This is a genomic window from Pseudomonas sp. S3_G06 (assembly GCF_054667565.1).
On sequence record NZ_CP162738.1, the window covers coordinates 2,982,534 to 3,002,108 of the forward strand.

At 60.8% G+C, this 19,575-nt stretch carries 20 protein-coding genes; 10 read left to right on the forward strand and 10 right to left on the reverse strand.

From position 1 onward, the window contains the following. The first annotated feature begins 10 nt into the window (after positions 1–10). The 7 genes from AB4N47_RS13350 (at position 11) to AB4N47_RS13380 (ending at position 7,480) form a co-directional block, all read left to right on the forward strand. Entirely contained in the window at positions 11–1,012 is a 1,002-nt protein-coding gene (locus tag AB4N47_RS13350) for a polysaccharide deacetylase family protein (RefSeq protein WP_024012445.1), read from the forward strand. Continuing rightward, positions 1,009–2,316, forward strand: a complete 1,308-nt coding sequence (locus AB4N47_RS13355; protein ID WP_460154246.1) for an oligosaccharide flippase family protein — start codon at positions 1,009–1,011, stop codon at positions 2,314–2,316. Before AB4N47_RS13350 ends, AB4N47_RS13355 begins: the two co-directional genes overlap by 4 nt. Then, positions 2,313–4,232 (forward strand): hypothetical protein, encoded by a 1,920-nt coding sequence (locus tag AB4N47_RS13360; protein WP_341637898.1) that lies wholly within the window; start codon positions 2,313–2,315, stop codon positions 4,230–4,232. Before AB4N47_RS13355 ends, AB4N47_RS13360 begins: the two co-directional genes overlap by 4 nt. A 61-nt stretch (positions 4,233–4,293) precedes the next feature. Beyond that, positions 4,294–4,983 carry a GNAT family N-acetyltransferase gene (locus AB4N47_RS13365; protein WP_073474287.1) on the forward strand — a complete coding sequence of 230 codons (690 nt, stop codon included), beginning with the start codon at positions 4,294–4,296 and terminating at the stop codon, positions 4,981–4,983. A 3-nt stretch (positions 4,984–4,986) separates the two neighbouring features. After that, a complete protein-coding gene (locus AB4N47_RS13370) occupies positions 4,987–6,177 on the forward strand; it encodes a GNAT family N-acetyltransferase (RefSeq protein WP_341637899.1) in 1,191 nt (396 codons plus the stop codon). Further along, a complete protein-coding gene (locus AB4N47_RS13375) occupies positions 6,174–6,866 on the forward strand; it encodes an N-acetyltransferase (protein ID WP_130909502.1) in 693 nt (230 codons plus the stop codon). Before AB4N47_RS13370 ends, AB4N47_RS13375 begins: the two co-directional genes overlap by 4 nt. A 305-nt stretch (positions 6,867–7,171) precedes the next feature. Continuing rightward, positions 7,172–7,480 carry an addiction module antidote protein gene (locus AB4N47_RS13380; RefSeq protein ID WP_071171759.1) on the forward strand — a complete coding sequence of 103 codons (309 nt, stop codon included), beginning with the start codon at positions 7,172–7,174 and terminating at the stop codon, positions 7,478–7,480. A 126-nt stretch (positions 7,481–7,606) separates the two neighbouring features. On the opposite strand, the gene AB4N47_RS13385 is transcribed toward AB4N47_RS13380, so the two are convergent. The 4 genes from AB4N47_RS13385 to AB4N47_RS13400 form a co-directional block, all read right to left on the reverse strand. Next, complete coding sequence (locus tag AB4N47_RS13385; RefSeq protein ID WP_341637900.1) at positions 7,607–8,404, reverse strand: class I SAM-dependent methyltransferase; 798 nt, start codon at positions 8,402–8,404, stop codon at positions 7,607–7,609. A gap of 99 nt (positions 8,405–8,503) precedes the next feature. Continuing rightward, entirely contained in the window at positions 8,504–8,779 is a 276-nt protein-coding gene (locus AB4N47_RS13390) for a type II toxin-antitoxin system RelE/ParE family toxin (protein WP_122506414.1), read from the reverse strand. A 1-nt stretch (position 8,780) separates the two neighbouring features. Then, the gene (locus AB4N47_RS13395) at positions 8,781–9,053 is read right to left on the reverse strand and encodes a CopG family ribbon-helix-helix protein (RefSeq protein ID WP_041478584.1); all 273 of its coding nucleotides are present in this window, start codon (positions 9,051–9,053) and stop codon (positions 8,781–8,783) included. Between the two features lie 168 nt (positions 9,054–9,221). Continuing rightward, positions 9,222–10,121, reverse strand: a complete 900-nt coding sequence (locus AB4N47_RS13400) for a LysR family transcriptional regulator (protein ID WP_024012435.1) — start codon at positions 10,119–10,121, stop codon at positions 9,222–9,224. A 191-nt stretch (positions 10,122–10,312) separates the two neighbouring features. Here AB4N47_RS13400 and AB4N47_RS13405 point away from each other — a divergent pair, with 191 nt between their 5' ends. Together AB4N47_RS13405 and AB4N47_RS13410 are read left to right on the forward strand one after the other, a co-directional pair. Further along, complete coding sequence (locus tag AB4N47_RS13405) at positions 10,313–11,332, forward strand: alpha/beta hydrolase (RefSeq protein ID WP_341637901.1); 1,020 nt, start codon at positions 10,313–10,315, stop codon at positions 11,330–11,332. 108 nt (positions 11,333–11,440) lie between these two features. Beyond that, on the forward strand, positions 11,441–12,868 hold the full coding sequence (locus tag AB4N47_RS13410; RefSeq protein WP_460154247.1) for a mechanosensitive ion channel domain-containing protein: 1,428 nt from the start codon (positions 11,441–11,443) through the stop codon (positions 12,866–12,868). Between the two features lie 209 nt (positions 12,869–13,077). On the opposite strand, the gene ycaC is transcribed toward AB4N47_RS13410, so the two are convergent. From ycaC to AB4N47_RS13440, 6 genes are all read right to left on the reverse strand, one after another. Continuing rightward, the gene (ycaC, locus tag AB4N47_RS13415) at positions 13,078–13,701 is read right to left on the reverse strand and encodes an isochorismate family cysteine hydrolase YcaC (protein WP_016774080.1); all 624 of its coding nucleotides are present in this window, start codon (positions 13,699–13,701) and stop codon (positions 13,078–13,080) included. A gap of 68 nt (positions 13,702–13,769) precedes the next feature. Next, positions 13,770–15,608 (reverse strand): amidohydrolase, encoded by a 1,839-nt coding sequence (locus AB4N47_RS13420; protein ID WP_341637903.1) that lies wholly within the window; start codon positions 15,606–15,608, stop codon positions 13,770–13,772. Between the two features lie 40 nt (positions 15,609–15,648). Next, positions 15,649–16,275: an antibiotic biosynthesis monooxygenase gene (locus tag AB4N47_RS13425; RefSeq protein ID WP_341637904.1), complete on the reverse strand. Its 627-nt coding sequence runs from the start codon at positions 16,273–16,275 to the stop codon at positions 15,649–15,651. Continuing rightward, positions 16,268–16,681: a DoxX family protein gene (locus tag AB4N47_RS13430; protein WP_341637905.1), complete on the reverse strand. Its 414-nt coding sequence runs from the start codon at positions 16,679–16,681 to the stop codon at positions 16,268–16,270. The genes AB4N47_RS13425 and AB4N47_RS13430 overlap by 8 nt, the downstream gene beginning before the upstream one ends. Positions 16,682–16,917: 236 nt before the next feature. Next, complete coding sequence (locus AB4N47_RS13435) at positions 16,918–17,841, reverse strand: LysR family transcriptional regulator (protein ID WP_122506416.1); 924 nt, start codon at positions 17,839–17,841, stop codon at positions 16,918–16,920. Positions 17,842–17,895: 54 nt separating this feature from the next. Then, positions 17,896–18,879 carry an MBL fold metallo-hydrolase gene (locus AB4N47_RS13440; protein WP_341637906.1) on the reverse strand — a complete coding sequence of 328 codons (984 nt, stop codon included), beginning with the start codon at positions 18,877–18,879 and terminating at the stop codon, positions 17,896–17,898. Between the two features lie 236 nt (positions 18,880–19,115). Here AB4N47_RS13440 and AB4N47_RS13445 point away from each other — a divergent pair, with 236 nt between their 5' ends. After that, positions 19,116–19,547, forward strand: coding sequence for an AraC family transcriptional regulator (locus AB4N47_RS13445; protein WP_341637907.1), 432 nt, complete (start codon positions 19,116–19,118; stop codon positions 19,545–19,547). Positions 19,548–19,575 lie beyond the last annotated feature (28 nt).

A 19,575-nucleotide genomic window follows, 5' to 3' on the forward strand; every position in this document is an offset into this window, starting at 1 on the left:
GGCGCATCCCATGGCTATCAAACAACTGATAAAACGCACCAGCGGCTGGCTCTATCTCAACTCGTCCGTGGGGCGCAGCCAGTTGCACGGGGCCGGGGTCATCCTGATGCTCCACCGAGTGCTGGCCAACGACCGTGCCGCCAACCTGCCGCACCGCAATGAACTGTGTGTCGGCCCGCAGGCGTTCGAACACTTGCTGATATGGCTGCGCAAGCATTTCGATTGCGTGCCGCTGATGGAGCTGTTGCAGCCCAACGCCCTGCGCACCGAGCGCCCGCGCGTGGCGCTGACCTTCGATGACGGCTGGCGTGACAACGCGGTCAATGCCTATCCGCTGCTGCAAAAATATCAGGTGCCGGCGAGCATTTTTCTTTCCACCGATTTCATTGGCAGTCGGCAACGGTTCTGGTGGGAAAGCGTCGGTGAAACGCTGTGGGGCAGCCATGGCGAAAAGGCCCGTATGCACCTGATCGAGCACCTGCGCATCACCGGTCATCCGCTGCCGGTGCTGCTCGACGATATCGATGTCGACCGGCGCAGCCTGGCACTGCTGCATTACCTGCAAGGGCTGAAGAGCCTCGATCCGCAGGAACTCGAACGTCTGACCAATGAGTGTCCGCCGGATTCTCTGCCGCAAGCGCTGGACTGGCATCAGGTGCGCGCCATGGAAGCGTCCGGTCTGGTGCGCTTCGGCCCCCACGGCGCCAGTCATGCGATCCTCACTGGCCTGGATGACATGCGTCTGCACGAAGAAATCAGCCGCAGCCGCGATGCCTTGCACAACGGCTGCAATCGGCCTTTACCGGTGTATTGCTACCCCAACGGCGACAACGATGAGCGCGTGCGCGAGCAGGTCGCCAATCACGATTATCCGTTTGCTCTTGGCACGTCCACCGGACTCTATCGCGGCGCCGGCGACCCGCTGAACCTGCCGCGCTTCGGCGTCAGCCAACGTACCGCGCGCAATCCGGAGCTGCTGTCGCTACGGATCTTTCGCGGGGCAAGGCCATGAGTCGCGGCAGCTACATCAAGCACCTCGCCCTGAGCATGGGCACCAAACTGGCGATGATCGCCCTGCGCCTGCTGCGCAATGTGTTGCTGGCGCGGATTCTCGGGCCGAGCGAGCGCGGCTTGTTCGCCCTGCTCAGCACCCTGCCGGATCTGATCAGCGCGGCGACCAGCGGCGGCTTGAATTCGGCAGTCGGTTATCAAGCGGCTAACCAGCGGCCGATGGGGCTGTTGCTCGCCCAGGTGCTGGTGTTCGGTTGTCTGCTCGCCGGGCTGCTGACGTTGCTGGTGGTGGCGCTGGCGCGAGAATTTGGCAGCGAACTCGATGTCACGATGCAGCTCGGTCTGCTGGCCTGGCTGTTGCTGCTGGCGGTACCGCTGACCGTGCTCAAAAGCGGCCTGCTGACCTTGCACAACGCGTCGGGTGGCGTGGTCGCCTTCAATGTTCTGCGCCTGATCGAATCGCTGGCACCGCTGCTGCTTTTTGTTGCGCTGTTCTGGATGTGGAAAGAGGCGGCACTCGAAGCGGCGCTCATCAGTTGGCTGGCCGGTATCAGCCTGGTGGTACTGGTGGGCTGGATGTGGCTCAAACGCGCACAGCCGCTGAAACTGCAATGGGATCGTGCAAGCCAGAAGGAGCTGCTGAAATTCAGTGCACGCAGCCATCCGGACTTGCTGTTCCAACAGGTCATTCTGCGCTCCGATTACTTGTTCATCGGCGCCCTGCTCGGTAGCAGCGCGCTCGGCCATTACGCCATGGCCAGCGCCGCTGCTGAACTGTTGCTGATCGTTCCGGAAGCAGTCACCACACCGCTGATGAAGCGTCTGCTGCAACAGGACAAGGGCATGGACAAGGTCACGCCGCTGGCGCTGCGCCTGACCGCGACGGTAATGCTCTGCGCCTGCGTCACGATGGCGCTGATCGGCGAATGGCTGATCATCATCCTGTTCGGCGTCGCCTACCAACCCGCGTATCCGGCGCTGCTGGCTTTGCTGCCGGGGCTGTTGGGCCTGTGCTACGCAAGCATTCTGCGCCTGGACCTGATCGGCAAGAATCGCCCTGCCACGGTCTCGCTGATGATGGGGGTTGGGGCGTTGCTCAACCTGGGCCTGAACCTGCTGCTGATCCCCAGCTACGGCATCGTCGGCGCTGCGGCGGCGTCCTCGATTGCCTATCTGGCAGTGACCCTGGCGATGCTGGTGCTTTATTGCAGGCTGAGCGGCGTACCGTTCTGGCACACGCTGTTCATTCTGCCCGGCGATCTCAGCCCGATGTGGCTGATGCTGCACCGCAGGAAAGCCGCATGAAGCGCCTGGCCCTGCTGTTCGGACTCGGCATGACGCTGAATGCCTTCGCTGCGCCCATGCAGTGGGGCGACATCCGCGATGGCAGCCTGTATCTGCAAGCCGACCGCCCGGATACAGTCACCGTGCGCTGGGTTCCGGCGTGGCAGGCCGAGGCCAATGAAGAGCATATCTATCTGCTTGACGGCTACGGCCGCTTGCAAGGTGATCGCTTCATCAAGGCCAGTGAGGTTCGCGGTTCGCAAAGCTGGCCGCTGGTGCCGGGAGCTGCCGGTTATCGCCTGGAGATTCCCGGCTACAGCTTCCGTAGTTACCGCGTCGAGCATGACGCAACCACCGTGGCGCTGTTCAGTCCGGCCAAAGTGCATTTCAGCGTCGAAACCCGCAATGGTACTGAGCTGTTTTTCCAGGTCGCCCCTGGCGAACACGCGGTGCTGAACGGCAAATACCATGGCGGCGTCAACGCGCTGCAAGCACAGCGTGTAGACGATGGACAACAGCTGTCGCTGGCCCTCAAGCCCCACCGCGCCTATTGGCAATTCGATCAAGTGGCCTTGCCGGTCAGTGACCGGCCTCAGACCTGGCGCTTGCGCCTGCAGGGCAGCGGCAAAGCGGCGTTCTGGCTCGATGGCACGGCCAACCTGTTTGCGCAGAATCCGCAGCAGCTGCAGCCAGTGCATGAAGAATCGGGTGAGGTCCGCCTGACCCTGCACGCCAAGGTACTCGGGCGCACTCCGGACTTGGGCATCGCGCTGCCCAATCTGATGCCGCCCGCAAGTAGTCATGCCGTACTGGATGCGTTGAAACCGAGCGCGGCGAGCTACTACAGCTACGTTGACATAACGTCGAAAAGTGCCCGCTTCGAAGACCCGGTTCGCCAGCTTTATCAGACGCGCTTCGGCATCCGCCAGGACATCACCCTGCTCGCCGGCACCGGGCGTCAGGCCAATCTGCGCGCCGATGTGCAAAGCAGCAACGGCCTTGAGACGTGGCTCGCCGGCACTCGTGCCTTGGGTGGTCAAGGCACGCATTACATCGGCTTCGCCGACGAGCCGAACCTCAACTATTCGAGCTACGACGAATACCGCTCGATTTTTGTCAGCATGGCCCGCCAGGTGCGCAGCAATCCGGCCAACGCCAGGGCCGGCGTGCGCATCGCCATGCCGGCCAGTTCGCGCCTGGTCAACGGCCCGTTCGCCAATAACGCCGCAGACAAACGCGGGATCGATTGGGCACGGCGTCTGCTCAGTGAAGCGCCCGATCAGATTGACGCGTTGGCCTGGCACGAATGGATGATCCGCGACCTGCTCGCCACTCGCGTCTACCGCGACAGCGTGCGCCGCGCCGCGCAACTGGTCGGCCTCGACGCAAAGGGTCAGCCGCGCAAAGCCTTGCTGCTCGATCAGACCAATCTGTCCAGTGGCTCGAGCCTGAGCCCGTACGACCAGGAAACTCATTACGCCGCCCTGTGGTGGGCATCGGTGGTCATCAATGCTTCTCAGGACGGCTTGCTGAGCATGCTCAACTGGTTTCAGGCGGCCGACGAACCGCCCTACGCCAAGGGCATGGTGCGCGTGTTGGCCGGCGATCGCTTCGAGCTGAAACCGGTGGGCCTGGCCCAGCAATTCATCGCCCGGCATTGGCTGCCGCACGTGCTGCAACTGGATAACGACGCCTTCGAAGTGGACGTACTGGCGATGGCCGGCGACGAGCAGCGCACGTTGCTCGGGGTGAACAAAGGCACGCGCCTGCAACGCGTTGCTCTGAGCGGTGCCAAGTGCCCGCTCAACCAAGGCGCCCTGCATTTCTTCGGCGCTGACAATCGCGCCCGCGACGCACCATTTGCCTGCGAACACGGGCGCGTGCGTTTCGAATTACCCGGGCAAACCCTGTTTGCCCTGAACTGGAACGCTTCATGAACCGCCCTTCTGCCCTGCGAGCGTGATGCTACGCGCGGCACTTTCATCAGGAGAAGAGACCATGGATATCTTTAAAAAACTCAGCGGACATATCCGTCGCAAAGGTCTGCGGGCGACCTTGGCGAAGATCCGCAGAATGTACATTTTTTCCCATCGGCAACTGCTGTGGATGGAACGGGATCTGGTCAGCCCCGTGCCGCCGCACAACCTCAAACCATACCCGCCACTGCGATTAATGCGGATCACCGCAGACAACGCCAGCGCCTTCACCCGTTACTTCGGCGACCGTGTCGGCGTCATGGCCGAACTCGCCAATGAAGGTCACACCGGGCATATGCATGTCGACGAGCATGGCGATGCCGTGGCGTTTATCTGGGGCTCGCCGCGTGATTATTTTGATCGGCATTACTACGGTTGCCGGTTCCCGGTGAAACCTGGCGAGTTTTTCGAGTTCGGTGGCGAACTGACTCGCGCCTACTGGGGCACCGAATTGTCGGTAGATCTGCAACTACGCTTATGGAAAGCCATGGCCGTGAAAGGCTGCCGCAAAGTGGTCGATGTCTGTGAATCGACAAACATCCCGGCGCTCAAGCTGCACCTGCGCATGGGCTATACCGAACAACAGCGGATCATGAATATCTACACGCTGTTCGGTCGCTGGCGCTTTTATCGCGAAACCCGTTACAGCGGGTCGCGCCTGAACGCACTGCGCAAAACTTCCCGTCCACCTGTCCCAGCAACGGCGGCCTGAACCATGGCGATGCGATTCGAATGGCGCACATCGCTGTGCGCTGCCGACTTCCCGGCGACGGCCTACGAGGCATTGCGCCTGCGCGTGACCGACCACACGCCGTTCAACAATCTCGGCTGGTTGTGCGCGGCAGAACAGGCGTTGGAAGAGAATCAGTGCCTGCACGTTCTGCTCGGCTGGGAAGCAGAGGCTTTGCGCCTGTGCCTGCCCCTGGTGTCCAGCCGCGAACGCTTCGCGGGCGTGCCATTTCGCGTCTTGCGCCACTTGGGTTATCCGCTGGCCGATCGGTTGGCCCTGCTGTCGTTGCTCGATGCAGAGGATATGCGCGATGCGCTGGTGCTGATCCGTCAGCGCCTGCCCCATGCGCTGCTGCAACTCAACGAACTGTCGGAACCTGCCGGGGAAGAAAGTGCCCTCACCGATTGGATGGCGCGTAGCTCCACCGCTGAACGGCGCCTGAGTTGCCGGGTGCCGGTGCATCTGATCAGCGACGCCGACCAGCAGGAAGTTTCCGGCGACCCGCGCTACAAACTGCGTCGTGCGCGCAAACGGATTGCCGCGTGCGGCGCTCAAGTACGGCGAATCACCCCCGATGCGCTGTCGATGCCTGCGGTTTTACAGGCGTTGCAAGAAGTCGAGTCGGTCAGTTGGAAAGGTGACGAGGGCGTCGGCATTTTCGCAACTGACCACAGTCGCCAATGGATACAGAACGCCTTCACCGCCCTCGCCGCTCAAGGGCTGGTGCGAGTGGTGACACTGGAGCTGGACGGCCGCTGCATCAGTTATCGGCTGGGCCTGCTCGAGCAGGGCCGCCTCTACGACTACAACCTGGCGTTCCTGCCGCAACATGCCGATCTGGGCAGCGGTCGAGTGCTGCTGGAGGAATGGATTCGCTGGGGCCTGGACGAGCAATGGCACTGGATCGATGCCTCGCGGGTCAGCCTGGAAAACTCCAGTCATCAACTGCACGAGCGCATGACCGGACAACTGGAACACTGGCGCTGGAGCTTCTACTCATGGCGCCCCAGTGGCTTGCTGCTGGGCCTGGGCCTGCGTCTTTGGTACTGCGTCAAACCGGCCCTGCAAAAATGGCGCGCACAGCGTGCCGGCAAACCGAAAGCGGCAAATACCTGCGCAACTCAACTGGCAACATCATCCACCACACCAGGGCTAGCGCCTCGGAGAGCATCATGAACGTCATCGACAAACTGCTTCTGCGCATCAAACAAAAAGGCCTGCGCCGCACCCTTGGCGCTTTCGGCAAACGTTATGTCTTCGCTCACCGTGAATTGCTGTGGATGGAGCGCGATCTGGTCACGCCGATCGCGCCGAACAAACTGCGCCCCTGTGAAGGTTTACATAGAGTCGACATCACCGAGGACAACGCCAAGGCTTTCGGCAAGTACTTTGGTGACCGTGTGCAGACCATGGCCGAATTGGCCGCTGAAGGGCACACGGGGCACATGTACCTGGACCAGGAAGGCCACACCGTCGGGTTCGTCTGGGCCAGTACCCGCGACTATTACGATCGGCACTTCTACCGCTACACGTTCACGATCCAGCCCGGTGAGTACTTCCAGTTCGGTGCCGAAATTGCCCGGCCCTACTTCGGCAGCACCTTGACCGTCGACGCACAGACCGCACTTTGGCAAGTCATGGACGCCGGTGGGTACAAAAAAGTGGTGGATATCTGCGACAACGCCAATATCCAGGCCCTGAAGATGCATGTGCGTCTGGGCTACAAGGAACAAGGGCGTATCACCCATGTTTACGACCTGTTCGGCCACTGGCGCTTCTTCCGCGAAACGCGCTACAGCGAGTCAAGGCTGGAGGCGCTGCGCAAGCCGGAAAGACCGGTAGTCAGTGCGCCGGCGCAGGCTTGATTCAGGCTGAATATTTGCGGCGGTTTTGATACCGCCATCGCGAGCAGGCTCGCTCCCACACTGGAATGCGTTTCCCTGTGGGAGCGAGCCTGCTCGCGAAGAGGCCAGTAGCTGCACCCGCAGCTCTCACAAGCGATTGTCTGGTTGCCTACAAACTGTGACGACACTTCCAACATTCGGAAAAGACTTGGCCGACTGTTTATCTGTATCCACTTGGATAGAGTCAAGCACGACATCGGGCGCGACAAATCCTCACAAAGCGCAGACATCCGACGCGCACAAAAAATGGCAAAGGAGGTTTAACCATGAGCCAGACTTTGACGAATTTCGACATGGTCGCCCTGCTCGACAGTGATGAAGCCATCAGTGAGTACCTGTCACAGGTGCTTGCAGACGGAGACAGCGAAGAATTCCTTCGCGCAATCGGCTACGTGTTAAAGGCGCGAGGAATGACGCAGATCGCCAAGGATTCAGGCATGGGTCGTGAAAGTTTGTACAAAGCTTTTGCTCCCGGAGCGAAGCCGCGCTTTGACACAGTGTTGAAGGTGATTCATGCGTTGGGCATTGATCTTTATGCGCAGCCGGGGCACGTACTCAATCGCGCCGTTACCTGAATTTTGTAGCTGTCGCAAGGCCGCCATCGCGAGCAGGCTCGCTCCTACACTGGATAGTCGCCGTACGCGAAACCAATGTGGGAGCGAGCCTGCTCGCGAAGAGGCCAGCCGTCGCAAAAAAGGTTCTCAGGCCTTGCTCACCACCAGGCTAAAGCACATCGGCAACTGCGCCTGCTGGTTCAGGTAGCAGTCATACACCTCTTCCCGGTTCGAATGCGCATATTCCTGAAAATCCACAATGCGCAGCCCCGCTCCAATGGCGCCGCTGAAGATCGCGCCCAGCGTATGCACGTACCAGTACGACTTCGCCGCCGGCTGCTCGACCTTGCCGACATACACAATCGGTTCTTCCTGCACAAACGGCTCGACACGGAAATACGAGCTGGCGAGGCGGTAGGGATCTTCAGCCTGCGGATCAACCATTTCCAGAAACGGATGGGTTTCGTAGATCACCAGTTTGCCGCCCGGCTTCAGCACCTGCGCGACATGATGGAAGAATTCGTCGATGTCAGGCATCCAGTTGAGTACCCCGATGGTGATCAAGGCTACGTCGAAGCGGTTATGCAGCGATGCGGGCAGATGGTGGATGTCGCTCTCGACGAATTCGGCATTGTGCGGCGAGCGGCTGTTCAGCTCGCGGGCCTGCTCAAGAAACGCTGCGGATTGATCGACGCCGACGACACTGCGCGCACCCAGCGCAAACAGCGACAGGCTCTCCCGACCGTTATTGCAGCCCAGTTGAATCACGTCTTTGCCGTCGACGTCCAGCAAGCCCCGCAAGGTGTCATCAAGGCAGCAAAACTCTGCCTGCGCGACATCGTTGAGCAATGCCTGCCAGTCCGGCGAATCCTGATGATGGCGAGCGGAATCGTTCCACGCTTGGCGATTGCTTTCGATGGCGGTTTTGGGGTTGGGCACTTCCATGGCGCACTCCGGGTGAGGCTCGTGATTGAGCAGCGTGAGTCTAGAACAGACGCGGAGTTGGGGTTGTTGCGATGTTGTAAGCGAGAGCCAGGCGATGAATTATCGTTCTTCGCGAGTGTGCCAAAGGCGCAGCAGGTAGATAGTCGAATCGACAATTTCGTAGCGCATTTCGTAGTGCCCGACCAGAATCCTTCGAACATCTCGCGGTTCAAATTCTTCCAGACGTTCACCCAAACGCGGATTGGCCAACAGCGTTGTCGGAGCGGCGGTCAGCTGTTGCACAGTGCGCGCAGCGGCAGGTTGATTAACTGGTGCCAAAAACTCGTAAAGCCTGGTCAGGTCGGAAAGCCCTTTGCTGGTCCACTTCAACTCCATATCAAAGTGGAGCCTTGAGAGGCGTATCGGAACTCAAGCTGTCCGCCCATGCCTGCACTGATTGATGATCGATAACGCGCCCGGCGTCCACATCAGCCAAGGCTTCACGCGTCAGACGGCTGCGCTCTTCCTCTTGATCAATCCAGGCGCTCAGGGCCTGTTTCACAATCCAGTTACGCGAGCGTTCCAGTCGCTCAGCCATCAGATCGACCTTTTCGGCCAATTGCACGGGTACGTGGGCAGTCACAGATCGGGTTTTCATTGGCGCAGCCATGTCAGTTGACTCCTTGAGATTACGGGCAGCGGGCGTTCACCGTCGATCAGAGTAGTCCTGTCCCACTGTGTTCGCTCAGCTTTGATACAAATCGAATCAAAGTTAATCATAACTGCCCATACACCGCTATTTGGCCCGACAGAACGCGATACTCGACGGTAAATAAAATCAAAGATTCACATGACTCTGGTTAAGCCGCTCACGCAAAAACTCCACCAGCGCCTGCACCGGCCGCGAAGCCTGGCGGTGCTGCGGATAAACCGCCGACAGGGTCAGTGGCTCCGGGCGTAAATCATCCAGCACTGGCACCAGCCGCCCGTCCTTCAGCGCCGCGCCGACGATGAAGGTCGGCAGATAAGTAATTCCCATCCCCTGCACCGCGGCGTCCCGCAGCAGTTCGCCGTTGTTGACGCGCATGCGCCCGGTGACGTTGATCAGCAGCGGTTTGCCCGGCGCTTCGTTGAAGCGCCATTGCACCGAGCGACCGTGGCCGTAAGGCAGACAATCGTGACTGTGCAGGTCTTCGGGTTTGAGTGGTGTGCCGCGTTCGGCGAGGTAGGCCGGGCTGGCGCAATAGACCCGTTCGATGCTGGCGATGCGCCGGGCAATCAGTGTCGAGTCTTCCAGCACGCCGATGCGCAGGGCCAGATCGTAACCTTCGCCGAGCAGGTCGACCGGGCGATCGCTTAAATCGACCTCGACGGTGACTTCGCGATAACGCTGCAGGAACAACGGCAGCAGACAACCCAGATGCGCCACCGCGAACGACAGCGGCGCGCTCAGGCGAATCGTGCCGCGCGGCTCGGCGGTTTCGCCGGCGATGCCCTGCTCGACCTGCTCGACTTCTCCGAGCAAACGCAACGCCGATTCGTAATAGCTCTGCCCCAGGGGGGTGACGTCGAGGCGGCGGGTCGAGCGATTCAACAAGCGCACACCGAGGCGCTCTTCCAGTTGCATCAAACGGCGGCTGACGAACTGCTTCGACAGGCCCAACTGATCGGCCGCAGCGGTGAAGCTGCCGGAGTCCATGACCTGGCAAAAAATACGCATGTCTTCGAACGGGTTCATTGTCACTCTCTGGTGGACAGTTAAACGCTTTATAGCCGCTTTTTCGCTTTTCAGCAGCCCATTAATCTGTGCTCACGGTTTGAAAACAACCCTGAACACGTCCCCGGCTGCATTCCCACGCAGAGCGTGGGAACGATCAGATCGCAGCCTTCGGCAGCTCCTACATCACACATTCAAAAATGGAATTGAACATGAGCATCAAGAAAACCCTCGCCGCGTCCCTCCTCGCCCTCTCCGTCAGCAGCGCTTTCGCCGCTGGCAGCCCTGGCGTCGAACACAATACCCAAGCGTTCCTCGATGCCCTCGCCGCTGGCAGTGGTCGTCCGCTGGAGCAATTGAGCCCGAAAGACGCCCGTGCGGTGCTGACCGGTGCGCAGGCCTCGGTGAAGGTTGATCTGTCCGGTGTGGAAGTCAGCGACAAGGCGATCAAGGTTGATGGCCAGACCCTCAACCTGAAAGTGGTGCGCCCGGCCAAGGTCAAAGGCGAGTTGCCGGTGTTCATGTTCTTCCACGGTGGCGGCTGGGTGCTCGGTGACTTCCCGACGCATCAGCGCCTGATTCGTGATCTGGTGGTCGGCTCGGGCGCTGTTGCGGTGTATGTCGATTACACGCCGTCGCCGGAAGCGCAGTACCCGACCGCGATCAATCAGGCTTACGCTGCGACGAAATGGGTGGCCGAGCACGGCAAGGACATCGGTGTCGATGGCAAGCGTCTGGCGGTGGCCGGCAACAGCGTCGGCGGCAACATGGCAGCGGTCGTGGCGTTGATGGCCAAGGAGCAGAAAACCCCTGCCCTGCGCTTCCAGCTGTTGATGTGGCCGGTAACCAATGCGCAATTCGATGACGGTTCGTACCAGCAATTTGCCGAGGGCCATTTCCTCACCAAGGGCATGATGCAGTGGTTCTGGGACAACTACACCACCAACCCGGCCGAGCGTGCGCAGATCCATGCCTCGCCGCTCAACGCCAGCAGCGAACAGCTCAAGGGCCTGCCCGCTGCGCTGGTGCAGACCGCCGAGTTCGACGTGCTGCGTGATGAAGGTGAAGGTTATGCGCGGCATCTGGATGCGGCCGGCGTGCCGGTGACCTCGGTGCGTTACAACGGGATGATTCATGACTTTGGTCTGCTCAATCCGCTGAGCCAGATTCCGGAGGTGAAAGCGGCGGTGCGTCAGGCGGCGGCTGAACTGAAGACTCATCTGAATCCATAAAAGCAAAAGATCGCAACCTGCGGCAGCGCCTACCCTGGAATACGATTCCCTGTAGGAACTGCCGCAGGCTGCGATCTTTTTTCTCACCAGCGTCGCGGAGTACCGGTCATGACTCTTTTCTACGCCCACCTGCTGTCCTGGAGCGCCGTCCTGCTCCTGCTCGACGCCGCACTCTGGCACTTCTCGCCCTTCAGCCACCGCGCGCCGCGAGTCGGCGTGCGTCTGGCGCTGTTTCTGGCGTTCAGCGCGCTGGTGATCAATGCCGGTGTCAGCCCGTTGCAGGCTCCGCTGTTCGCTGATGATCGCGTGGCACAACTGGGGGCGACGGCGCTGGGGATTCTCTGGTGGTTGTACGCAGCACGGGTGCTGACCGAAGTGATCGGCCTGGCGCTGATGCGCCGCATCGGTCACAGCGGACGCTTGTTGCAGGATGTCATCGGCGCGCTGGTGTTTCTGGTCGCCATTGTTGCGGCAGCCGGTTACGTGCTGGAGTTGCCGGTCAAAGGTCTGCTGGCCACCTCCGGGGTGGTCGCCATCGTCGTCGGTCTGGCGCTGCAAAGCACCCTCGCCGACGTGTTTTCCGGCATCGTCCTTAACACCACCAAGCCGTATCAAGTGGACGATCTGGTGATGATCGACGGCGTAGAAGGCAAGGTCTTCGATATCGACTGGCGCGCCACGCACCTGCTGACCAGCGCCGGCACCATGGCGGTTGTACCGAACTCGGTGGCGGCCAAAGCGAAGATCGTCAACCTCAGCCGACCGAACAACATGCACGGCGTCTCGATCAGTATCAAAGTGCCGAACCACATCCGCCCGCGTCGGGTATTGGATGCCCTTGATCGCAGCTTGCAGGGCAGCAGTTCGCTGCTGCTCAGCCCGGCGCCGAAAGCCGTACTCAAAGAGGCCGGCGAAACCATGTCGGAATACGTTGCCAGCGGTTACATCGCTGAGCTGGGCAAGAAGAGCGAAGTGCGCAATCAACTGTTCGACCTCGCCCACCGCCATCTCGAAGCGGCGGGTATTTCCCGGCATCCCGACGGCGTGGTCGAACCGTCGAGCCGTGCTCGCGCATTGCTGGATGAGGTGAAGATTTTCCGCTCGCTGAGCAGTGAGGAACGTGATCGCCTCGCTGAGTCGATGGTCGCGCAGCAGTACACGGCGGGTCAGGTGGTGCTGGATCTGGACGAGGTGCCGGACAGTCTGTTCGTGATCGCCACGGGCGTGGTCAGCGCGACGGTGCCGGACGGCAATGGCCAGACCGAGGCCGGGCGCATGGGGCCGAGCGAAGTCATGGGTGAGCAGAGCATTCTTGCCGATACACCGTCGCAGGCGACGTTCACAGCACTGACGTCGAGCATCATTTATCGTCTCGACAAACAGTTGACCCGTGAGTGCATGGACAAGCGCAGCGAAGTCGGCCGGGCCTTGAACAAGTTGCAGGCGGTGCGTCAGCAGAACAGTCGCCTCGCGTTGATGGCCAAACCGGTGGCGGTGAAAAAAGGTGGTTTCTTGGGTTGGTTGCAAAAACGCTGATCTGAAACTTTGAAGATCAAAAGCTCACCCCCTCACCCCAGCCCTCTCCCCCTAAGGGGGCGAGGGTGAAAGGGAGCCGATCTCCATGCGTTTCAAGAGCGGAGCTCGGCTCGGTACTGCAGGTCGATGCAACTCTAGCAAACAACGCTGTCAGTCCCCTCTCCCTCCGGGAGAGGGCTAGGGTGAGGGGCTTTTGACTTTCGACCAGATTACTTGGCAGTGAACTTGGTGTAGCTGTTGATCAGGTTGCGATAGTTGGGCAGACGCTCGGACAGCAGATGCGCCAGACCTTCCATGTCGTTGCGCCAGTCGCCCTGCAGCTCGCAGGCCACAGCGAACCAGTTCATCAGATGTGCACCGGCGGCGGACATCCGCGCCCACGCTGCTTGTTGCACGGTGGTGTTGAAGGTACCCGACGAGTCGGTGACGACGAACACTTCGAAGCCTTCAGCGATCGCCGACAGGGTCGGGAAAGCTACGCAAACGTCGGTCACGACACCGGCGATGATCAGTTGCTTGCGGCCGGTGGCCTTGATCGCTTTGACGAAGTCTTCGTTGTCCCAGGCGTTGATCTGGCCTGGACGCTGAATGAACGGCGCGTCGGGGAATTGCTCGAGCAGCTCAGGCACGATCGGGCCGTTTGGACCTGCGTCGAAGCTGGTGGTCAGAATAGTCGGCAGCTTGAAGAACTTGGCGATGTCGCCCAGTGCCAGCACGTTGTTCTTGAACTCGTTCGGCGAGAAATCCTGCACCAGCGAGATCAGACCGGTCTGGTGATCGACCAGCAGGACGACGGCATCATCTTTGTTCAGACGCTTGTAAGGAACGCTCATGGCAAAACTCCTGGATGGATGGTTGTTGCGGTAAGCGCCGGCCCTGATGCCCGGCGCTTTTTTCAAACTCAGAACGCGAAGCAGGAACAGCCGAACGCGCCCCAGAAACCGGCGAAATCGCTGACCGGCGCATTCGACATCCGCGCTTTTTCATGGCTGTGGGTGTGCACGGCGCATGGCCCGCTGCACTGGTGAACCTGCGCTTGCAACGGCGAGTTCGGGCGCCAATGGCCCGGGACTTTGACTACCGGCGACCAGTCCGGCAGCACCGGAATCGAGCGCGGGCCGAGGTCTTCGAAGTCGCCGGCGGCGTAGACAATCTTGCCGCCGACCACCGTCATCACCGACTCGATCCACTTGATCGCTTCTTCTTCAACGCTGAAGAAGTCCGCGCTCAGTGCAGCGAGGTCTGCCAGTTGGCCGACACGGATCTGGCCTTTTTTGCCCTGCTCCGAGGAGAACCAGGCGCTGCCGTGGGTGAACAGTTCCAGCGCGGTGCTGCGTGGCAAGCCTTCTTCGTAGAGGGCCAGACCGCCAACGGTGCGGCCGCTGACCATCCAGTACAGCGAGGTCCACGGGTTGTAGCTGGACACGCGCGTGGCGTCGGTGCCAGCGCCAACCGGCACGCCTTCGGCGAGCATGCGCTTGATCGGTGGCGTGGCTTCGGCAGCTTGTTTGCCGTAGCGATCGACAAAGTATTCACCCTGGAACGCCATGCGATCCTGAATCGCGATACCGCCGCCCAGCGCTTTCACACGCTGGATGTTTTGCGGGGTGATGGTTTCAGCGTGGTCGAAGAACCACGGCAGACCGTTGAACGGAATGTCGCGGTTGACCTTCTCGAACACGTCGAGCATGCGGCTGATCGATTCGTTGTACGTGGCGTGCAGACGGAACGGCCAGCGCTGTTCGACCAAGTGGCGCACCACCGGCTCGAGTTCCTGTTCCATGGTTTGCGGCAGGTCCGGACGCGGTTCGAGGAAGTCTTCGAAGTCGGCGGCGGAGAACACCAGCATTTCGCCGGCGCCGTTGTGGCGCAGGTAATCGTCGCCCTGATGCAGCTTGACGCTGCCGGTCCAGTTCTGGAAATCGGTCAGCTCTTCTTTCGGCTTCTGGGTGAACAGGTTGTAGGCGATGCGCACGGTCAACTGGTCGTCTTTGGCCAGTTGCTCGATCACTTGGTAATCGTCCGGATAGTTCTGGAAACCACCGCCGGCGTCGATCGCACTGGTCAGGCCGAGACGATTGAGTTCGCGCATGAACTGGCGGGTCGAGTTGACCTGGTATTCCAGCGGCAGCTTCGGCCCCTTGGCCAGTGTGGAGTAGAGAATCATCGCGTTCGGCCGCGCGACCAGCATGCCGGTCGGGTTGCCGTTGCTGTCGCGCACGATCTCGCCGCCCGGCGGGTTCGGCGTGTCGCGGGTGTAACCGGCCACACGCAGGGCGGCGCGGTTGAGCAGCGCACGGTCGTAGAGGTGCAGGATGAACACCGGAGTATCCGGCGCGGCCTGGTTGATTTCTTCCAGGGTCGGCATGCGTTTTTCGGCGAACTGGAATTCGTTCCAGCCACCGACCACGCGCACCCATTGCGGGGTTGGCGTGCGGTCGGCCTGGTCCTTGAGCATGCGCAGCGCGTCGGCGAGCGATGGCACACCTTCCCAGCGCAGTTCGAGGTTGTAGTTCAAACCGCCACGAATCAGGTGCAAGTGCGAGTCGTTGAGGCCAGGGATGACGCAGCGGCCCTTCATGTCGACCACTTGTGTGGCGTTGCCTTTGAGGGCCATGGCCTCGGCATCGTTACCGACGGCAACGAAGCGGCCGTCCTTGATCGCCACCGCACTGGCCAGTGGTTTTTCCCGGTCTACGGTATGAAACTGGCCATTGAATAAAATCAGATCGGCGCTCATCGCAGTTCCTCAAGCGAAAGTGAAAAGAAGCAAACCCCGCTCAACGCGGCGAGGTTTCTTGGGAATCGAGGTGTTCATGGGCCTGGCTGGCTTCCAGCCACGGGGTGAACAAACGGGTAACCGGCGGCATCACCACGTAGACCACCGAGAGGACGATGGTCAGGGTGATCAGGAACGTGGCGACCACGTAGTTGGACAGAAACGGATGCAGCGCCAGCAGCGGCCCCCAGATCAGCGGCACCAGCAGGGTGTGCGGCAGAATCACCAGCAGCGTGACGACAGCCTGCTTCCAGCGCGGCGGCGGCGAAGCGGCATCGCCCAGGGGCGAGAACCAGAATTCATTGACCGGCGCGACTTCGGTCTGATCGCCGTCGGCCAGCATCGGTGCGGCTTCAGCCACCAGCGCCTGACGCTCGGAGGATTCCAGCCAGCCCTGCATCGCTTCGGTGGAGCTGAAGCGCAATACGCACGTGTAAAAATCCAGACGCCCGCGCTTGCCGCGCACCACGTCCACACCCAAATGCCCTTCGCGCTGGCCGGCGACGCGCACAATGTTGCGCAGCCATGCTTCATAGGCCGATTCGAAACCGGCCTTGACCGAGTGTTTGATGATCAACGTGACGGTCTCATCGGCCCCCGGTGCTTGTGAATTGAGGACTTCAGGCATAACGCAGCACTCCGGGCAAACGAACAGGAATCGCCAGCCGTCCGGGCCCGGCGATCAATACAGTGGTGAAAAGAATCAACAGCAACCAGCCGAACTGCCCTTCGGTCACACTCCATTGCGGGTGCACGACCAGCAACGCCACCAGCAGCACAAAGAGAATAGGCAGGCAGGCCAATCGCGCCAGCACACCGGCGACGATCAGCAATGGGCAGAGGACTTCGGCGAAGATCGCCAGGATCAGCGTGAGGCGGGCGCCGAGGTGGAACGGGTCTTCGATCAGCTGCAGTTGCGCGGTGAAGTCCAGCAACTTGGGCAAGCCGTGCACCCACAACAGAAACAACCCGCCGCTGACCCGCAGGTACAGCAACCCGATGTCGCGCGCCTGTTCATCCCTCGTAGCAATCATGACCCGACCCTTTGAATGTCATTGACGGGAATCATGCCAAGGCCGGGGCGGAAGAAATTGGATGGGTGTGCTTAGTTGCTTTTCAGGTCTTTGATGTTCTGCCGCCAGCCACAAAACAATGTGGGAGTGAGCCTGCTCGCGAAGGCGTCAGGCCAGTCACATCCACACTAACTGACACACCGTATTCGCGAGCAGGCTCGCTCCCACAGGAGAACTGCTTGTGTAATCGAGATCGGTTAAAGCGCCGGAATATCCAGCGGCGCCGCCATGAACTGGCTGATCCGCGAGCGCAGCCATTTCTCTGCCGGGTCGTTGTCGTGCACCCCGCTCCAGGCCATCGACAATTGCGCGGCATCGATCGGGAATGGCGGGTCTTCGGCACGCAGGGCGCAGCCTTCGACCAAGGCACAGGCGGCGTAATCCGGCACCGTGGCGATCATCTCGGTACCGGCGAGCAAGGCGCGCAAGCCGCTGAACTGCGGCACACCGAGGACGACTCGGCGGCAGCGGCCGATCTTGGCCAGATCCAGATCGATATTGCCGCTCAGGTCACCGGAGAACGACACCATCGCATGCGGACGCGCGCAATATTCGTCCAGCGTCAGTGGCCCCGGACGGTCGTCGCCGCGCAGGACTTTGCAGGGAATGTCGCGCAGTTTTTTACGCTTGGCATTGGCCGGCAGATCGGTGGTGTAGCTGACGCCCACGGAGATTTCCCCCGAAGCCAACAACGCCGGCATCAACAAGTAATTAGCCCGGCGCACCACCACGACTATCCCCGGCGCCTCCTGCTGAAGCTGGCGCAACAGCGGCGGAAACAGACCGAACTCGGCGTCGTCCGACAGTCCGATGCGAAACACATCGCAACTGCTCGCCGGTTCGAATTCCTTGGCGCGGCTGACTGCGCCGGAAATCACGTCCATCGCCGGTTGCAGCTCCTTGAGGATCGCCAGCGCCCGCGCCGTCGGCTCCATACCGCGACCGTTGCGCAGCAGCAACGGATCGTCGAACAGATCACGCAAGCGCCCCAGCGCAGCACTGACCGCTGGCTGGCCCATGAACAGTTTTTCGGCAACGCGGGTCAGGTTCTTTTCGAACATCAACGCTTCGAAAATCACCAGCAGGTTCATGTCGACGCGGCGCAGATCGTTACGGTTCATGGGCGTGGTTTCCTTATCGGTGTCAGACGCTTTTTGCCACTGGCGCTGGGCACTTTACTCGATCAACGGCACTTTCGCCGCGCGTTTGTAAGGGCCGTACTCCACCGGCACCCACTGGAAATGTTTGCCCTCGGCGGCGATGTGGCCGATGCCCGGGAACGGCAGATGCGCTGCCGTTACCCAGCTCTTGCTCGCTGCTGCAGCATTGAACACTGCCTGCCGACTGGCGATCGCTTGCTGACTGTTGACGTCGAAACCGATCGAGACTTCCGGGTGCAAGAACTGCACCGCGAGGTTGTGCACCAGATCGCCCATGAACACGATGCTCTGTTGCTGCGAGGTGAAGCGGTACGTGGTGCTGCCCGGCGTATGCCCGGCTTCGAGGGTTGCTTCGACCAGTCCCGGCAATGGCGACTGCCCGGCGGCGAACGTCTTGAAGCGGCCAGCGGCAACATAGGGCGTCGTAGAGTCCTGGGCTATCTTGAAAAACTCTTTGGCGCCGGCCGGAGCCTTGGCCAGTGCTGCCGGATCAAGCCAGTAATCGGCCTCGGCCTTGGCCGCATAGACGGTGGCATTGGTGAACAGCGGTTTCTTCTCTGCATCGACCAGACCACAGACGTGATCGAGATGCAGGTGCGTCAGCAGAATCGTGTCGACCTGTTCAGGCTTGTAACCGGCGGCCTGCATGTTGGCCGAGAGTTGGCCTGCGGTGGCGCCGATGCACTGTCCTGCGCCCGTGTCGACCAAAATCAGTTGTTTGCCAGTGTTGACCAGAAAGGCATTGAACGCCGTCTGCACGCCCGGGGTTTCAATCGAACGGCGTGCGAGCAGCGCGCGAATCTGACTCTGGCTCATGCCCTGCAACAACTTCGGCGACAAATCGTTGTAACCGTCGAACAACGCGGTGACTTCGTAATCGCCCACCGCCAAGCGGAAATAACCCGGCGCCTGAGTGCCCACCTGCGGTGCCTGCGCCATCGCGCCGGACATTGCCAGCATGACCGCCAGGGTCGTTGCTGCTTTCACCAAGCCTTTCATTGCATTCCCCTTTGAACCTGGCCAACGGCGGCCGTGCTTTGTCGACATCGTCGCGCAAAGCGCCGGGCGCTGACTTGCAAGGATGTGCTGAGTTCCAGCCTGAGCGAGGAAATTAACAACGATTAACTCGTCAGCCTCACGCCCTCGCCCAACAATGAAGCCCTCTGCGCAGCGTTGCTTTTTTGACCTGAGGGAATGCGCCGACCGTGTATTCCCCACCGACACGGACCTTGGCCATGGCTTATCTACAGCAAACCGTCGCCCTCGCCCCTGCCTGCGAACCGCGGAAGAACACGACTGGCGGACTCAGTCCGCAGCGCGAACGCCAGATCAAACAGTTGATCCTCGATCGCTTGGGCGAAAGTCTCGAAGTGGCTGAACTGGCCCGCGCCTGCTCACTGTCACGCAGTCATTTCTCCCGCGCATTCAAGTGCAGCACCGGCCTGTCGCCACAGGACTGGATCCGCGCCCAGCGCCTGGCCCGGGCCAAGTTGCTGATCCAGCACACCGACCTCAGCCTGACGCAAATCAGCCTGGAATGCGGCTTCTGCGATCAGGCGCACTTCTGCCACATGTTCACCCGCAGCGAGGGCATCAATCCCTTCGCCTGGCGCTGTCGAGCCATGGGCAAGCCGAAAAACAACGCAGCGCAGCCTGCGGTGTTTTGACTGCTGCCGTTACGCCACCCGTTGCACT

Bases quoted from the DNA above. Each gene is read 5' to 3' on its own strand.
- AB4N47_RS13350 (WP_024012445.1), top strand. From the start codon at position 11: ATGGCTATCAAACAACTGATAAAACGCACCAGCGGCTGGCTCTATCTC.
- AB4N47_RS13430 (WP_341637905.1), bottom strand. From the start codon at position 16,681: ATGATTGCTACGAGGGATGAACAGGCGCGCGACATCGGGTTGCTGTAC.
- AB4N47_RS13405 (WP_341637901.1), top strand. From the start codon at position 10,313: ATGAGCATCAAGAAAACCCTCGCCGCGTCCCTCCTCGCCCTCTCCGTC.
- ycaC (WP_016774080.1), bottom strand. From the start codon at position 13,701: ATGAGCGTTCCTTACAAGCGTCTGAACAAAGATGATGCCGTCGTCCTG.
- AB4N47_RS13425 (WP_341637904.1), bottom strand. From the start codon at position 16,275: ATGCCTGAAGTCCTCAATTCACAAGCACCGGGGGCCGATGAGACCGTC.
- AB4N47_RS13380 (WP_071171759.1), top strand. From the start codon at position 7,172: ATGAGCCAGACTTTGACGAATTTCGACATGGTCGCCCTGCTCGACAGT.
- AB4N47_RS13355 (WP_460154246.1), top strand. From the start codon at position 1,009: ATGAGTCGCGGCAGCTACATCAAGCACCTCGCCCTGAGCATGGGCACC.
- AB4N47_RS13395 (WP_041478584.1), bottom strand. From the start codon at position 9,053: ATGGCTGCGCCAATGAAAACCCGATCTGTGACTGCCCACGTACCCGTG.
- AB4N47_RS13385 (WP_341637900.1), bottom strand. From the start codon at position 8,404: ATGGAAGTGCCCAACCCCAAAACCGCCATCGAAAGCAATCGCCAAGCG.
- AB4N47_RS13420 (WP_341637903.1), bottom strand. From the start codon at position 15,608: ATGAGCGCCGATCTGATTTTATTCAATGGCCAGTTTCATACCGTAGAC.
- AB4N47_RS13370 (WP_341637899.1), top strand. From the start codon at position 4,987: ATGGCGATGCGATTCGAATGGCGCACATCGCTGTGCGCTGCCGACTTC.
- AB4N47_RS13410 (WP_460154247.1), top strand. From the start codon at position 11,441: ATGACTCTTTTCTACGCCCACCTGCTGTCCTGGAGCGCCGTCCTGCTC.
- AB4N47_RS13435 (WP_122506416.1), bottom strand. From the start codon at position 17,841: ATGAACCGTAACGATCTGCGCCGCGTCGACATGAACCTGCTGGTGATT.
- AB4N47_RS13400 (WP_024012435.1), bottom strand. From the start codon at position 10,121: ATGAACCCGTTCGAAGACATGCGTATTTTTTGCCAGGTCATGGACTCC.
- AB4N47_RS13360 (WP_341637898.1), top strand. From the start codon at position 2,313: ATGAAGCGCCTGGCCCTGCTGTTCGGACTCGGCATGACGCTGAATGCC.
- AB4N47_RS13445 (WP_341637907.1), top strand. From the start codon at position 19,116: ATGGCTTATCTACAGCAAACCGTCGCCCTCGCCCCTGCCTGCGAACCG.
- AB4N47_RS13390 (WP_122506414.1), bottom strand. From the start codon at position 8,779: ATGGAGTTGAAGTGGACCAGCAAAGGGCTTTCCGACCTGACCAGGCTT.
- AB4N47_RS13375 (WP_130909502.1), top strand. From the start codon at position 6,174: ATGAACGTCATCGACAAACTGCTTCTGCGCATCAAACAAAAAGGCCTG.
- AB4N47_RS13440 (WP_341637906.1), bottom strand. From the start codon at position 18,879: ATGAAAGGCTTGGTGAAAGCAGCAACGACCCTGGCGGTCATGCTGGCA.
- AB4N47_RS13365 (WP_073474287.1), top strand. From the start codon at position 4,294: ATGGATATCTTTAAAAAACTCAGCGGACATATCCGTCGCAAAGGTCTG.